This is a genomic window from Pseudoalteromonas sp. RB2-MNA-CIBAN-0110 (assembly GCF_040309305.1).
Lineage (GTDB): Bacteria > Pseudomonadota > Gammaproteobacteria > Enterobacterales > Alteromonadaceae > Pseudoalteromonas > Pseudoalteromonas arctica.
In genome coordinates this window covers 1-15,734 of sequence record NZ_JBEOOQ010000027.1, presented here as the reverse complement: position 1 = coordinate 15,734, position 15,734 = coordinate 1, and the positions used below count along the sequence as shown (strand labels likewise).

Below are 15,734 nucleotides of genomic sequence, written 5' to 3'. Positions count from 1 at the left end.
TTTATGCTCCCTTCTCGCTACGCTCTGCGATAATACCGGCGCTCTGCTCTTGAATAGTTAACAAAATATTTTTAGCGCGCGTATTAAGTAAGGTGTATAAAAATACCGTTGGTATGGCGACCACTAAGCCCAATACCGTTGTTACTAGCGCTTGAGAAATACCACCCGCCATAAGCTTAGGATCCCCAGTACCAAATAAGGTGATTGCTTGGAATGTATTGATCATGCCTGTTACCGTACCTAATAAACCTAACAGCGGTGCAACAACAGAGATGATTTTGATAAGTGTTAAATTACGCGTCACTTTTGGCATTTCACGTAAAATAGCTTCACTTAATTTAAGCTCCAGTGTGTCGTGTGAAACACTTGGAAATTGATCTTTTACTTTCATTACGCGTCCAAGCGGATTGTCATCACGTGCAACTGAATCTTTAAGTTGACGACGAATTTTACCGCCCATAATCAATAATGAGAAAAAACGCTCTAGTGATATAAGGAGTGCAATAACACCCACGCCTAAAATCACATAACCCACTGTGCCACCTTGATGAACACGTTCTTGTGTATCAGGTGCTTGTACTAATAAACCAAGAATAGATCCACCTGTTGGGTCAAGTGCAAATTGCACTACACCACTTTTAGTGCTTTGTAGCTCTTCTGCTGTTGCAGTAAAGCGCGATACAGGTTGGCGTGTTAATTCACTCAAAGAATTAGTCGAGGAATTAAACTCTAAATATTTACCGTTTGATATAAGGTTAAATGCGCCCACTCGCACAACTTCTTGCTGTGCTTTAGTACCGCCTTCAACAATGACACTTGCGTTAAAACGACTTACTTTGCCTTGCTCGGTCATTTCGCGCTGTAGTTCAAACCATACTTTCTCAATATCTTCTATTGAAGCAAGTTTTGAAGTTGAACCCATTTTTTGAGCAAGGTCATCCATAAACGTACTACGCCCAGCAATCTGGGAAGATATAATTGATGTCGCAAACTTATTACTAGAATCACCTGCTACTTGCTGTAACACGCCAAACAATTCTTTAAGGGAACCCATTCGTTTAGAAAGCGTGTCTGTTAAGTTAGCAAGTTTTACTTCATTTTCTTCAAACTGCGTTTCTAAGCGCTCAGATTCCACCAGCATTTGATTACGCTTTGCTTGGGTATTTTTAAGCGTTTGTACTTGCTCGTTTTGACGAGCAGTAAACTCTTGTTCGCGCTGCTTATTTTGCTCGCTTTGAGCTGATTGACCATTTTCGAGCGTTTTAAGTAATGAATCTAAGTTCATTGGCTCTGCCGCTATACTTGCACCAGTAATGCTTAGGCTTGCAGCAAAAAGAGCTATTTTTGTCATTTGAGTAAACAATTTCATTTTTAACCTCTTATTCTGCTGCATGTACTGGCAGAGTTAACATATCTGGGGCAAGTTGCTTACGCGCAATACGTAAGCCTTTATTAATTTGGCTTATTGTAGAGTCTGGTAATGCTTCAAATGATTTTGTCTCTGCATTCCAACTACCTGCTTTTTTACCATCGCGTGTTAAGTAAATAAGCTCTAAACGGCCAATGCGTAAAAAATCGACTTCACGCTCTTTGTCATCCACGTTTAAAAGTGCGGTATAGGCTTCAATAGTGCGCCCGTAGTCTACTTCTACTTGATAGGCTTCAAGTACACGGCGAAATTTTTCACTTGAATTGATATCAGCACGATTCATCATTTCATTTAAAGATGTAACGCGCTTAGTGCGCTCATCAGCTAAAAATGGAATATCTAAAGATACAAACTGCTCAAGGCCTTCAATCATTCTAAGCATTAGCGGCGTAATTTGACGTTCAATAATAGAAACCTGATCCATAGACAGGTTTAAAGATTCCATCTCTTCTACTTGATTATTTAACTGTTTAGTTAGCTGAGCGTTGTAAACAGCTAAACCATCAATTTCTTTATTGAGGGTTTTAAATTGCTGTAAACGTCCTTGCATTGAATCTGCAATCTTGTCTATTTTTGTTTGTGATTGCGCAGCTGATTTATTAATTTCACTGCTTTTATCAATAACCTTATCTAAATCGTTTGCGTGTACTGCTGCACTTGCGGCCACAATACCAGCTAAGATTAATGGTTTAACGCCTTTCATCGCATACACCTTTACTCGTTAGTTAGCGGATTTGCTAGTTTGTTTTTTTAGGTCATAAACTTTGTTATATAAATAATTTATGACTTAATAATTTCAATGAGCAGGAGTTTATAGATGAAACATGACAAGGATGTTGCGCAAAAAAGTCGCTTTTATGACAATGGTAATAATTAAGACTTACGAGGGGGTTTTTAAGATGATAAGAGCATTTGTTAGCCAAATGCCCTATAAACAGGCTGGATTATTTTAAAATTGAATTAATTTGATTAAGGGAATAATGCCAATCAGTGTAATTTATTTCAATTGGGTATGCTTTATTACCTTTAATAAGCACTAGTGAGGGAAAACCTTGGATTGGTAGTGTACGAACAAAGGATAACTCAGCTTTAAATTCATCATTAAGCTCGCTTGACGTTAGCTGCGCAGTAAACTCATTTTTATCTAAGCCAATTTTTTCAGCCAAACTAATTAATGTACTTTCATCTGACGGGTTTTGCGCATTTAGGTAATAAGCATGTTGAATTGCAGCCACCATTTGAGCTTCTTTATCCGCTTTACGCGCTATAAGTGCGGCTCTACATGCGGGATACGTTGAACGCCTTGGCTGGCAATTACGCCAAAAGTTATAATTAAATTGCGTACCTAACTGCGCTGAAATTTTATGCCAAGTACCCTCAAGCATCTCTTTCATATTTTGTGGCATTGGGTCTTGGCTATCAGGTGCTAATCCACCTACTTTATATTCAATTGCTACTTTACCAGCAAGCTCTGATTTTAGCTTAAGCCAGGTTGGTGAGTAACCCCAACACCAGCTACACATTGGGTCATGAACATATATTAATTTACTTTGAGACATATTAATCCTTCAACTAGTTCGAGACGACACTATTACGACCAGCAGCCTTTGCACTATAAAGAGCTTCATCAGCTTGTTTTAACGAATCATCATAATCAGTTACTTTATTTACTTGGGAAATACCAATACTACAGGTTATTGAAATACGCTGCTTGTCATCAGTAAATATAACGTGCCCTGCAACAGCCTCTCGAAATTTGTTTGCTATTACATTGGCTGTAGCAACAGTAACCTGCGGTAAAATAACAACAAACTCCTCACCACCATAACGGGCCTTTAACGCAGTTGCCAAAAACTGAGATTCAAGGAGCTTGGTAAATTCAATCAATACCGTATCACCAAAATCGTGACCATGCGTATCGTTTAAAGATTTGAAGTTATCTAAATCAATTAACAAAATTGAAAAAGGTAAGTACTGCTCTGGGCGTGTTTGGGCAAGCTTTAAAAAATGAGAGGTAATAAAACGTCTGTTTGCTATACCAGTAAGGGGGTCGGTATAAGCATCTTGTTTCTGCTCTAGCGTAATATCGGCAATAGCCATGTGGCTTTTATGCCTAAAATACTCACCAATAAATGAGAATAAAAACACCATAGAAAAGGACGCTATAAACCGTGTTTTTTCTACGTCGCCATAGCTAACTTGACCAAAATCAGGGCCGTATAAAATAACAATACAAGAAAACAGTAAAGTAAAACCTAACCAAGCACCCAATCTGACCCCTAAAGATGCAAACGTCACTACAGGATAAAACATAAGCCAATATAGCGCGGTGTTATCTTTACCACCGGTATAAACAAGTGCAACAAACATCATGCACACAATGCTCATACTTATTAATGCCACAACTTGCAGATTACCCGTTCTTATAAAGTAGATAGAACAGCTTATATTTGTAATGTTAACAATAATTAATGAAGCGGTGAGTATCGGTGAGTAAACCTTATAATTCAAAAACACTAATACAGCAATCACCACAATTGATATCCCAATCATGGTAAATAAAGAAAACGCTTTGCGCTGTTTGTCTGAGCTATAAACACTGTCGATATTTATTAGACTGAGCCAATTTGGTTTATTCACATTTTTTTTAGTCATTTTTTTTAGTCATTAATTTTATACTTTAAACTTTTGAACCATATTTTCTAAGGCACTAAACTGCTGTTTTAGTTTGGTACATTCGTTAAGTGTGTCATTTAAGTTAGCCTTGCCTTGTATAGAAAGCGCACTAATTGTTTGAATATCAGTATCTAATAACTTAACAACTTGGTTTTGCTCATCGGTTGCACTGGCCACAGAATGATTTGCATCGTTAATTTGCTTAATAGCTTGTATAACATGACTCATTAAATTGCCGACGGCATCTGCTTGTTGTACGCTTTTTTCACTGTCTTGAAGGCTTGTTTTCATAAGCTCTACAGCAAGGTTTGAGCCTTTTTGTAACTGGCTCACCGTGTCTTCAATTTCTTGCGTTGATTGTTGAGTGCGGTGTGCTAATTGGCGTACTTCATCTGCTACAACGGCAAAACCGCGTCCTGCCTCTCCTGCTCTAGCGGCTTCTATTGCTGCATTTAGTGCCAATAGATTAGTTTGCTCGCTTACACCTTTAATAACTTCAAGCACTTGCCCAATACTGGCTGTGTGCGTATTTAAACTGTTTATAGTTTGCTGAGCTTTCTCCATATTAGCTGAAAGCTGGTGGATGGTTGTAACACTGTGACTTAATGCTTCTTGGTTTTGTGTTGAGTGCTCATCTGCATTTTTAGCAAGCTGCGATGCACTCTCTGCATTATTTGAAATATCCATTGATGTAGCTGAAAACTGGTTAATAGCCGCTGCAACACTATCGGTTCGTTTACTTTGATCATCATACATAGACAGCGATGAATGTGTTTGTGATACCAAGCTCTCAATTGCTGTATCTAATTGCTCTGTGGACTCTTTTACTTGCTCTATTGAATGCTGAATTTTTTCGATGAAAATATTAAATGAATGGCTTAAGTCGCCAAACTCATCATCATTTTCAACGGTTAAGCGCCTTGTTAAATCGCCTTCGCCTTGTGCTATATCTTTAATGGCATCGTTTAAGCGGTTCATAGGCTGCATTAAATAGCGTAATAAAAGCTGCATCATAATAATGATAGTAATAATCCCTATCACCATAAATACAGCCGCAGTTTGGCCAAAGTTAGAAACGCTGACATACGCTTTATCTTTATCTATGACAACACCTAGGTACCAATCTACGTTTTCAATACCACTAATTTTTGTAAACGAGATAAGCTTAGACTCTCCGTTTATCTCGTATTGGGTAAACTCACTTTGCAAGGGCGTATTAGTACCAAAAATGTCTGATGTATTTTTTAAGTTTAACTTAGCATTAGGATGGCTTAACACTTGACCTTTGTTATCGAGTAAAAAACCATAACCAAGACCTAAAAAATCAATATCGTTAATAATTTTAGTCACTGTTTGCATATCAATATCGGCACCTGCAACGCCGCTAAACTGGCCATTTTGTAGCATGGGTACTACCGCTGAAATTGTAAGCTCGTTAGTTGTTACATCAATATAGGGAGTTGTAAAAGCGGTATTTGATTTGTTTTCGACTAATTTATACCAAGGGCGAGAGGTCGCATCAAAATCAGCAGGTAAAACAACTGATTGATCGTTTAATATAAACGTGCCGCTGGATTTACCTATATACGTATTTTTAAAGCTTCCGGCAAGCTCTGCAGTATTTAATTGTGAAAGGGTGAGTGCTTTAGAATCATTAGCTTTATGGGTTTTAGCAATTGATATAACAATCGCCAACTTTGCATTTAACCAACTCGCTATATTTTGTGAAACAGATTCGGAATTTTGTTGTAATACTAGGCTTAACTGCTGCTCGGTTTGCTTGCGCATCGCAATGTAGTTATTAAAAGTAAATAACCCTAGCACCAAAACCAAAATTAAAGAGGCTGCAATAGTCACTTTGGAAGTAAATTTCAACGAGTTAAGCATATACATCCTTTTTATTATTTATTTTTATTATTTATCTTTATTATCCATACAGTTTTAGCAAAAATTTAGCTAAATGTCCTAATAAATAAGGCTTGTGACTAGGTTATTAGATAAAAATAAGGATAAAGGATTAAAAAACAAAAGGCTGTAGGGGGTAACTGACTAATATTGAAATAAATTGTGACTCGTATTAATTACTTATGGAACGTTCCTATTAAATGTAGCTTTATAAGTGACTGAATACGTATTCAGTCACTCTTGTATAGTCTGTTATTTCCACTTATTTGCTAAGCGAACAACATTTAATCCGTACCATGCAATAAATACATAACATAGCATTGGAACAAAAAAACTTTGCTGTATATTTACTGTGTCAGCTATAAACCCTTGCAGTAATGGTACAAGTGCACCACCTACAATAGCTAAGCACAACCAACCAGAACCCTTACTGGTCAATGATCCTAGTCGCTCGATTGCAACTGAAAATATAGTCGGGAACATAATTGAGTTAAATAAACCAATTGCCAATACTGAATATAAAGCGACGTCACCTTGAGTAAAAATGGTGACCAACAATAGCGCAATAATACTAAATGCATTAAATGCAATCGCCTTAGAAGGCGCTATTTTTTGTAATAATACAGAGCCAATAAAACGCCCTACCATTGCCCCGCCCCAGTAATAACTAATAAGTGCAGCCGCAGTATGCTCTTCAAGTCCTGCTATGTGCGCCTCACCAAAGTAGTTAACTAAAAAGCTGCCAATGGCAACCTCCCCACCTACATAACAAAATATAGCAAGTACACCCATAGTTAAGTGCGGTGCTTGAGTTAATGAACGAGATTCTACTGCAGCATTATTTTCCTCTTTATGGGCTTCAATTTCTGGAAGCTTTATAAAGGCAAATATAATAGCGATAAGTAATAAGGCACCAGCAAGCATTAAGTAAGGCACTTTTACAGACTCAGCAGTTGCTGCAGAAGCAGCAAGACTACCTGCTGTACCAAAAAATAATAAACCACCTACATAAGGCCCAACAGTAGTACCAAGCGCATTAAGTGCTTGTGCCAAATTTAAACGAGAAGAAGCTGTTTTTTCGCTCCCAAGAGCAGCAACATAAGGATTGGCAGAAACCTGAAGCACCGTTACACCAGCGGCAAGTACAAATAAAGCGCTCAAAAATAGCCAGTACTCATGTACTACAACAGCAGGGTAAAACAACATACAGCCAATTGAAGCCACAATTAAACCAGTTAAAATCCCTTTTTTATAACCAAACTGCTTAACTAAAATCCCCGCAGGGATAGAAACAATAAAATAAGCACCAAAAAAGCAAAACTGTACTAGCATCGCTTCAAAAAAGCTTAAATCAAATACGCCTTTTAATCGTGGTATTAGTACATCGTTTAAAACAGTAATAAAACCCCATAAAAAAAATAGGGTCGTCATTGCAGTCAGTGGAAACAGATAATTTTTATTTGGCTGTTTGTTGACCGCGAATGATTGATTTGTATTTATTTCACTCACGTCGTTTTCACTCCATTAACAAGTTGAAAACGATTCTACATGTTTATATATAAATTAGTCAGCGCAACAAAGGAACGTTCCAATTTTATGGCTTGCATTGAGTATTTGTCGTATTGATAATACGCTCTATCTCGCCACTATTATGAAACTGATAAAGCCCTTCATTTATGTCCTCTAAGACTAAAAGCCATTTAGGTGTAAGCTTACTAATAGCAAAATATAAAGGGTTGTATTGCAGAGGAATGCTTTCTTGCTCAATAGAAGAAAGCAAAGATTGTTTTTCAGGTTTAGTTAAAGAAGAATAAGTTACAGAGAATTTAAGAACTTGAGGGTCGCCTATAATCAAATCAACACGTTTAGCAACCAGAAGCTGAACAAGCTGTAAATCATCAACAGAGGTAATAACTTCAAACTCAGCATTGTCCATCATAGCATCAAACTCAGGCGTATTTTGATACCCACGAACAACACCAATCTTTTGCCCTTTAAGCGATTTTAAGTTTCCAGTGAAACGGTCTGTATCGCCTTTCCTTTTTAAAAATGCAATTTCGCCACCTTTAAACGAATTAGATAAACCGAGCAATTCTCGACGTGTTTTACCATTAACATAATCGGAGGGGGCTGTATCTTCTATAAAGTATTCAGGCATTAATATATCAGCTTTGCCTAGTTCTACATTTCGTACAGCTCTTGCCCAAGGCAAAAATTCAATATATACGTTGTAGCCCTTACTATTTAATAGAGCAATTGAAAATTGATAAACCCAGCCTTTATTACATAAATTATTACCAATATAAGGAGGCCAATCGAGTGTGGCTAAATGGAGTGTTTGTTTGGGGTTTTTCGCTTCATAGAGCACTCCTGATTTGTGGTAATGTCCAGTTAAAACATGTTGAGTACCATTTTGATAATACTCAACTGATGTTTCAGCAAAACAATTACTACTTGTCAGTAATAATATAAAATAAAACCAGCGCATTTTAGTATCTATTTATGATTTATAATGTTTTTAAGTTTAGCCAAAACTAACATTTTTGCACAAATAAACCTTAACTAATCAGCTTTTTTGCCACCTCATTTTATTGTTTGTATCACGTGAGCTAATAATAGTATCGTCACTACTCTCAACGCCGCCTAATTTAGCTAAGCGATCATACAAAACAACATTACAGGTAGCCGCTAAGTTCATGCAGCCAATAGTTGGAATATATACCACTTCATCACACCACTTTAAAACGTCTTTTGGCACAGAGCCATCTTCAGGGCCAAAAACATAGAACGCATTTTCAGGATGCTTAAACTCAGGTAAAGGTGTTGCACCTTCAATAAGCTCAATAACAACAACGGTTGCGCCCTCTGGTTTTACCGCTTCCAAACTATTGGTTTCAGTTAAAGGGATACGCTCAAGTGCGTTCTTAGTATCGGTATGAAACTTTTTAGCGTTTAAGTAACGATTACCTGTAAAAAACACTTGTTTGGCGTCGTAACAACCTGCTGCACGCAATACACCGCCAACATTAGTCGGGCTTTTAGGATTGATTAAACCAATTACCGCTTGTTGTTTGCTCATTACTCAGCGTCCTTTGTTGGCCACTCTGCAATGTACAAATCAAAGTCGTCTAGCTTTACATCGCAATCTTTTACTGTTTTGTCTTTTACAGAAATACCTAGCTCATGCATCTTTGTTTTATCGCCACTATTTAATAATGGGTGCCAAGAAGCCAAACCCCGGCCTTCATGTAAACGACGGTAACTGCAGCTTTGTGGCATAAAAAAGATGTCTTTAAGGTTTTCTTTTGTGAGTTTTACACAAGAAGGAACAAGCGTTTGGCGGTTTTCGTATTCGCTACAACCACAGGTGTTGTTATCAAGATACTGACATACAATATTAGTAAATATTAATTGCTCACCTTCACGTAACTGATCGGTGGCGGTAAATTCGTCTTCATCTTCGCTATCAATAAACGTATTTAAACAACATTTTCCGCATCCATCACAAATGGCTTCCCATTCGTTTTGACTCATGTCGCTTAAGCTTTTTTTAAGCCAAAATTGTGTATTTGCTAATTGTTGATCAAACATAGTTTACTCGTGCCCCCTAAAGAGCGCGCATTCTACCGTATTGCTGCAAATGGCGCAAAGCCAATACCCTTTCAAAGTACTGGCTTTGCGCTAAAAATTAGCTTTGAGATTTAACCCAACGCTTAATTTTTTCCTCAAGGATTGGCATTGGCAATGCGCCATCAATTAATATTTGCGTGTGAAACGCTTTAATATCAAATTTATCGCCGAGTTCTTTTTTAGAATAATCACGTAACTCTTGAATTTTAAACTGCCCTAACTTGTAAGAAAGCGCTTGTCCTGGCCATGCAATATATCGCTCAACCTCTGCAATTACATCGCTCTTGGCCATAGATGAGTTGGCAAGCATGTAATCAATACCCTGCTGACGCGTCCACCCTTTTGCATGAAAACCAGTATCAAGCACTAAACGCATTGCACGTAATTGCTCATCTGATAAACGCCCGTACCACATGTATGGGTCGGTAAATAAGTCTAGCTCTTTGCCTAAACTTTCTGCGTAAAGTGCCCAACCTTCTGCAAATACGGTGTAACCACCAAATTTGCGAAAGTCAGGTAAGCCGTCTATTTCTTGTTGCAGGGCTATTTGAAAGTGATGACCTGGCGCTGCTTCATGAATCGATAAGGTTTCGAGTAAAAATTTCGGCTGTGCTTTTAAGTTATACGTATTGATATAAAAAATGCCTGGGCGAGAGCCATCAGGTGCAGGAGATGCATACGACGCACCTGCAGCCGACTGCGCTCTGTAAGCTTCAACCGCTTTTACAACGTAAGGTGCTTTTGGTGCGATGTTAAAAAGCAGAGGCAAACGCGCATCTATTTTTTTCTTAACGTTTTCATATGCCGCAATTAGCTCCTGTGGCGTATTGTAGTAAAACTCGTCTGAATTACGTAAGTGGTCAAAAAATTCAGACAATTCGCCTTTAAAACCTACGGTTTCTTTTACTTTTTTCATTTCGCTTAAAATGCGCGACACTTCACTTAAACCAATCTCATGAATTTCGTCTGCAGATAAGCTAAGCGTCGTGTTTTTCTTAATTTGGTATTCGTACCACGCTTTACCGTTTGGTAAGTCACTATAACCAACGCTTTCTCGGCTATTAGGAATATACTGATTAGCTAAAAAGTCACTCATGCTTTTATAAGCTGGTACTAGGTGCTGCATAATCAGTTCGCGATACTGCGCTGTAATTTTTTGCTTTTGCTGTGCGCTAAACGATTCTGGTAATTTTTTAATTGGTCCCCAAAATAGTGAGTCTTCAGCATTTTTAACTACATGAGCCGCAAATTGTGGTTGCAGTTTTTCAGCCAGAGGCTTTGGCAAGGTAATACCTAGTTTAATACCTTGTGCCATTGAGCGCTCTACACTAGTAAGCCACTTAACAAAACCTTCACTGCGCGACATAAAAGCAGTGTAATCTTCAACTGTATTAAACGGCTGAGCACTTTGACCTGAACCAAAACCTGCAAAGGTGTTATGCGCACCCGCCATTTGGTTAATTGGTAGTAAATAATCAGGAAACTGCATGCCCTCTAATTTTAGTGCAAGGTCGCGCTCTAATATTTCAAAACTTAAAAGCGACTGCCCTGTTAACTGTGCTTTATCGATAAAATTTAAACGCTGTTGATATTTTTTATAAAAAGCCGCTTTTTTAGCTCTATTTTCTTTTAAAATTACAGGCGTGAATTGATCGTTAAACTCGTTACGACCATTGTACGTTGCGCTTATAGGGCTATATGTAAGCGATTCATCGTAATACTGTGCAACAAGTACATCGAGCTGTTGCTCTGCCGAAAGCTCTGAAACAATACCTGCCGATGCGTTAACTGTGTTTAGCTGCGCACTGGTGTTAGTGTGTGTACTAAGCTCAGTATTCATACAGCCACTTAAAGCAAACATAACGCCACTGGCAACTAATGCTAATTTAATTGATTTCATGATAATCCTTTTTAATATCGTTTTTTGATTATGCGCATTAAGCCTTACTTAATAAAGTAATTACGATAGATTGCGTTCACCGTATTAAATTTGCACTTTTATCTGAGCTTGTTACATTTCTATTAATTCAAATATGATTTAAAAGAAAAATAAAATGAAAAAACAACTACTCAGCACCTCTATTGCCTTACTGTGTTTAACTACTTTTAATGCCCATGCCGTTACATACCTATCGGCTAAAGCCATGGTTAATGTGGAAGATGGCAAGCTCATTAAATCCCCCTTAATTACTATTAATGATGGCGTAATTACAAACATTGAACAAAATAAAAAACCAACGCTGACTAAAGATGATAAATATATTCAACTACCTGATTTAACCCTTATGCCAGGTTTGATGGATATGCATGTGCATTTAACCAGTGATCCAACGGTTCCACGCAGTGAACGTTTAGGCCAGTCAGTTCCTAGAATGGCAATTAAAGCGGCTTATTTTGCTAAAAAAACCTTAGAAGCCGGATTTACAACAGTTCGTAATGTTGGCGCAGAAGGTTACAGCGTTATAGCGGTGCGTGACGGCATAAATGCGGGTGACATAGTTGGCCCTCGTATTTGGGCTGCGGGGCCATCACTCGGAATTACCGGCGGGCACTGTGATAACAACCGATTACCTCCTGAGCTTAAATATACTTCAAGTGGTGTGGCAGACGGTCCATGGGCTGCGCGTATAAAAGTACGCGAAAACATTAAATACGGGGCAAACGCTATTAAGTTTTGCGCCACAGGTGGAGTATTTTCAAAAGGGACTAAAGTAGGTGCACAGCAGTATTCTTTTGAAGAAATGAAAGCCATTGTTGATGAAGCCCATATGCGAGATTTACCTGTTGCAGCTCATGCACACGGTACAAGCGGGATTAAAACAGCCATTAAAGCAGGTGTTGATAGCGTAGAGCACGCCAGCTTTTTAGATGACGAAGCCATAGCCCTTGCCAAAGAGCATGGAACTTGGCTTTCTATGGATATTTATAACACCGAATACACGCTAACTTATGGCGAGCAAAATGGCGTAGACGAAGAAAATCTAAATAAAGAACGCCAAGTATCAAAAAGGCAACGTGATAGCTTTAGCCGTGCTGTAAAAGCGGGTGTGAAAATGGTCTTTGGAACGGATGCAGCAATTTACCCGCACGGAGATAATGCAAAACAGTTTAGCCGCATGGTTGAATTTGGCATGACAGAACTACAAGCCATTCAAGCATCCACTATTAATAGCGCTAAGTTATTAAAAATGGATACTCAGTTAGGACAAATTAAAACCGGATTTGCAGCTGATATAATTGCTGTAAAAGCAAATCCTCTTAAAAACATTAAAACCTTAGAGTCAGTACCCTTTGTAATGAAAGCAGGTGTTGTTTATAAAAACCAATTGTAAATACACACAATTAAGGCAGAGCTTACTTAGCCTTAATAAACCCCTCACCCATCTCAAACATCCTATAAAAGGTACAACGTACCTTTTATAGGCTTAACTTTGTTTATTAATTACCCGAACAGTTTTATTTAATCAAATAAAATGAACTTTCTATTCACTTTAAAAACAATAACCATTATCATTCGCGCAAATTCAATAACGCGAATAGTTATCACTCTATGAAAACGTTTAAGTACTCTCTTATTACTCTTGCTTGTTTAAATGCAAATATGGCATTTGCCCAAAATACACAAGTTGATGCTGATATTGAACGCATCAGCGTATACGAAAAACAAAACCGCGTGGTGATGAGCTCAGGTCTTGCTACTAAATCAGACATGTCTTTAATGGAAACACCTGCACCGGTTGTGATTATTGACCGTGAACTTATTGAATCTCAAGGTGTAGATAGCCTACAAGATTTAGTTAGAAACGTAAGTGGTTTAACACAAGCAGGTAATAACTACGGTATTGGTGATAACTTAGTAATTCGTGGTTTAGATGCAAACTACACCTACGATGGTATGTATGGTGGTGCAGGCCTGGGTAATACATTTAATCCAACTCGTTCACTTACAAATGTTGAATCTGTTGAGGTTTTAAAAGGCCCAGCAACAGGTTTATATGGCATTGGTAGTGCGGGTGGCGTAATTAACCTAATTGAGAAAAAGCCAGAATTTGAAGAAAAACACAAAGTATCGGCTGAGCTTGGCCAGTGGGATAGCTATTCATTATCGTTTGATAGCACTAACGCTATAACAGATGACTTGGCCTATCGTGTAATGGCTAAAACAGCGTCAAGTGACGGCTTTCGCGATTTAAAAGAAGATCGCGACGAAATTTATACCTCGCTTAAATACGTACTAAACGACAGACAAAACATCATGCTTTCTGCAGCCTATATAAAAGATGAAATAGCTGTTGATTCTATTGGTCACCCTATTCGTATTTACAACGCAGAAACTGCAAACGGTTTAAGCGCGGGTGAAGTAACCGGTGCCGATTTAGTAAACGATCCGACAGGAAGCGGCGTACAGTTAAGTGATGCGCAACGCGACCAACTTGCTAATTCGCTATCTGCATCTGATGGCTTAACACCTTATAGCTTTGGCACAAATGGTATTATTTCACCAATGGCTGATGCTAACGAAGGTGAAGAGCTGCGTTTTAAATTAACGCATAACTATTACATTACTGACGATTTGTTTTTAAACCAGCAACTACAGTACCGTAACTACACATCAAGTTTTGCACGCCAAACAGGTGCTTATAACTACGTTTACTCTACTCGTGATGGAATTATAAATAACGACCCTCGTGCTCCATTAGTTGAAGACGGTGTACTTTACCCGTATGCAGCACGCCGTCAAGAATACCGCCAGGTAGAAGCAGATGAAAAATCGTGGCAGTACTTTTTAGATTTACGTTATGACTTTATGTTAGGCGACGTAGATAACGAATTACTTATTAACGCAAACTACGAAGATAGAGATATTCGTTTTAAACAATTCTCAATATGGGATCAAGATTACGTACTCACAAACAATGATGGTGATGTAACGTACCAAGGTTCATTGCCGTATATTTACGATATAAGAGAACCAAATTGGCCATCTGGCAGCTTTGATGACTTCGATCCACTTAAAACCAGCGACTACAATAAAAAAGTACAAGCATGGGGCTTAGGCATTCAACATGTTGGTTATCTTACTGAAGAGCTTACAACGCGTATTGGTGTAGCATATAACCGAATTGAGCAAACTTACGAGCACTTTGGTGTAGATGAGCGCTATAGCTCAAGCCGCGCAGAGCCAACACCTGAAGCGAGTACATCAGATTCTGGCTTAACGTATAACCTAGGTGCAACATACCAGCCATCTGAAGATTTATCTGTATTTGTAAATCATTCAAAAGGCCGTACAGCGTATAGTGTATTAGGCTCTGTGGCGGGTAATGAAGCAGACAGAGAAGATTCTGAATCAATGAGTAACGATTTAGGTTTTAGATTTAAAGCGTTTGATGATCAACTACTGGCTTCTGTTGTTATATTCGAAAGCTCTCGTACTAATTTAGAATATGCAAATCCGCTTTATGACGCTTTAACATCAGGCTCAAATGTACCTGAAAGCTATTATGATGGTAAAGAAGAAACAACAGGTATTGAACTTGATTTAAACGCTTACTTAAATGATAAATGGAAAGTAAACGTAAACGGTATTTATCAAGATGCACGTGACAAAAGTAATCCTAACAGCAGCAGTTACGACACACGCCAAAAAGGTGTGCCTTACGTAACAGCAAGTACATGGGTAACCTACTACGCGGATATGTTTAACTTACCTGAAGCTGTAAATATAAGTGGTGGTATTACATTTGTAGATAACAGAAGTACTAATTCAAGTTCATTCTCGATTCCTGATGGTTACGTACCAAGTTACACGATTTACGATACAGCGGTATCGTATACAACTGATAAATGGCATATGCAGTTAAACTTAAATAACTTGTTCAACAAAAAGTATTACTCAAAAGCGATGTTTTTAGGTGGTATGCCAGGGGAAGAGCGTAATGCAAAACTAAGTTTTAGTTACACTCTTTAACTAGTTAACCTGAACTCTGGATAATAAATCTATCTCAAGCAGAGCTCATATATGGTCTCCTCCAGTATTGCAAGGTGTCATTCAACGATAGCAGGGACAGGTTTGCTGTCATATATACGGTCT

Annotated in this window: 12 protein-coding genes; 2 read left to right on the top strand and 10 right to left on the bottom strand. The window is 38.2% G+C overall.

Going from position 1 to position 15,734, the window contains the following annotated elements; all coding sequences use genetic code 11:
• Position 1 precedes the first annotated feature (1 nt).
• The 10 genes from AAEY68_RS13600 to AAEY68_RS13555 all read right to left on the bottom strand — a co-directional run bounded on the left by AAEY68_RS13600 (position 2) and on the right by AAEY68_RS13555 (position 11,540).
• Positions 2 to 1,369 carry a MotA/TolQ/ExbB proton channel family protein gene (locus tag AAEY68_RS13600; RefSeq protein WP_010552930.1) on the bottom strand — a complete coding sequence of 456 codons (1,368 nt, stop codon included), beginning with the start codon at positions 1,367 to 1,369 and terminating at the stop codon, positions 2 to 4.
• A gap of 10 nt (positions 1,370 to 1,379) precedes the next feature.
• Positions 1,380 to 2,132 carry a DUF3450 domain-containing protein gene (locus AAEY68_RS13595; RefSeq protein ID WP_024593979.1) on the bottom strand — a complete coding sequence of 251 codons (753 nt, stop codon included), beginning with the start codon at positions 2,130 to 2,132 and terminating at the stop codon, positions 1,380 to 1,382.
• Positions 2,133 to 2,373: 241 nt separating this feature from the next.
• Positions 2,374 to 2,988, bottom strand: coding sequence for a DsbA family protein (locus AAEY68_RS13590; protein ID WP_024593978.1), 615 nt, complete (start codon positions 2,986 to 2,988; stop codon positions 2,374 to 2,376).
• Positions 2,989 to 3,001: 13 nt separating this feature from the next.
• Positions 3,002 to 4,084, bottom strand: a complete 1,083-nt coding sequence (locus AAEY68_RS13585; protein WP_024593977.1) for a GGDEF domain-containing protein — start codon at positions 4,082 to 4,084, stop codon at positions 3,002 to 3,004.
• Positions 4,085 to 4,102: 18 nt separating this feature from the next.
• Positions 4,103 to 5,992 (bottom strand): methyl-accepting chemotaxis protein, encoded by a 1,890-nt coding sequence (locus AAEY68_RS13580; protein WP_024591048.1) that lies wholly within the window; start codon positions 5,990 to 5,992, stop codon positions 4,103 to 4,105.
• A 270-nt stretch (positions 5,993 to 6,262) separates the two neighbouring features.
• Positions 6,263 to 7,519 (bottom strand): sugar MFS transporter, encoded by a 1,257-nt coding sequence (locus AAEY68_RS13575; protein ID WP_024593976.1) that lies wholly within the window; start codon positions 7,517 to 7,519, stop codon positions 6,263 to 6,265.
• An 85-nt stretch (positions 7,520 to 7,604) separates the two neighbouring features.
• Entirely contained in the window at positions 7,605 to 8,498 is an 894-nt protein-coding gene (locus AAEY68_RS13570; protein WP_024593975.1) for a substrate-binding periplasmic protein, read from the bottom strand.
• 78 nt (positions 8,499 to 8,576) lie between these two features.
• A complete protein-coding gene (locus AAEY68_RS13565) occupies positions 8,577 to 9,089 on the bottom strand; it encodes an RNA methyltransferase (protein WP_007583259.1) in 513 nt (170 codons plus the stop codon).
• Positions 9,089 to 9,601 (bottom strand): YcgN family cysteine cluster protein, encoded by a 513-nt coding sequence (locus AAEY68_RS13560; RefSeq protein ID WP_024591051.1) that lies wholly within the window; start codon positions 9,599 to 9,601, stop codon positions 9,089 to 9,091. Before AAEY68_RS13560 ends, AAEY68_RS13565 begins: the two co-directional genes overlap by 1 nt.
• 97 nt (positions 9,602 to 9,698) lie before the next feature.
• Complete coding sequence (locus AAEY68_RS13555; protein WP_350586117.1) at positions 9,699 to 11,540, bottom strand: DUF885 domain-containing protein; 1,842 nt, start codon at positions 11,538 to 11,540, stop codon at positions 9,699 to 9,701.
• A 154-nt stretch (positions 11,541 to 11,694) separates the two neighbouring features.
• On the opposite strand from AAEY68_RS13555, the gene AAEY68_RS13550 reads away from it, so the two are divergent.
• Both AAEY68_RS13550 and AAEY68_RS13545 read left to right on the top strand, forming a co-directional pair.
• On the top strand, positions 11,695 to 12,972 hold the full coding sequence (locus tag AAEY68_RS13550) for a Xaa-Pro dipeptidase (RefSeq protein WP_024593973.1): 1,278 nt from the start codon (positions 11,695 to 11,697) through the stop codon (positions 12,970 to 12,972).
• 218 nt (positions 12,973 to 13,190) lie between these two features.
• A complete protein-coding gene (locus tag AAEY68_RS13545; protein ID WP_350586115.1) occupies positions 13,191 to 15,611 on the top strand; it encodes a TonB-dependent receptor in 2,421 nt (806 codons plus the stop codon).
• Positions 15,612 to 15,734: the final 123 nt, after the last annotated feature.